1 pseudogene is annotated in these 238 nt (G+C 69.7%); it reads right to left on the bottom strand.

Annotation, left to right across the window (positions count from 1 at the left end):
- Positions 1-238: pseudogene (locus N4G66_RS45555) on the bottom strand (IS5/IS1182 family transposase); the annotation flags it as partial.

The following is a 238-nucleotide window of genomic DNA, read 5'->3' as shown; positions in this document are numbered from 1 at the left end:
CTGGCCGGGCGGTGTTCGTAGTCGCGGACCAGCCTGCGGTGCAGCATCAAGATCCCGTTGGTCTGCTCGACTCTCCAGCGGATCGGCTGCGGGACGAAGCCGTGGTCGGCCGGGTTGCGCTCGACGACCTCCACCGCGATGCCCAGGCCGGCGCCGTGGTCGACCACGGTCTTCTTGAACCCCTGGTCCACCAGCGCCTGCGTCACCGTGGAGGTCCCCGCGGCGACCTTGTCCAGCA

The sequence above is a fragment of the Streptomyces rhizosphaerihabitans genome (genome assembly GCF_025399795.1).
GTDB lineage: Bacteria > Actinomycetota > Actinomycetes > Streptomycetales > Streptomycetaceae > Streptomyces > Streptomyces rhizosphaerihabitans.
This window is presented reverse-complemented; position numbering and strand designations above follow the sequence as displayed.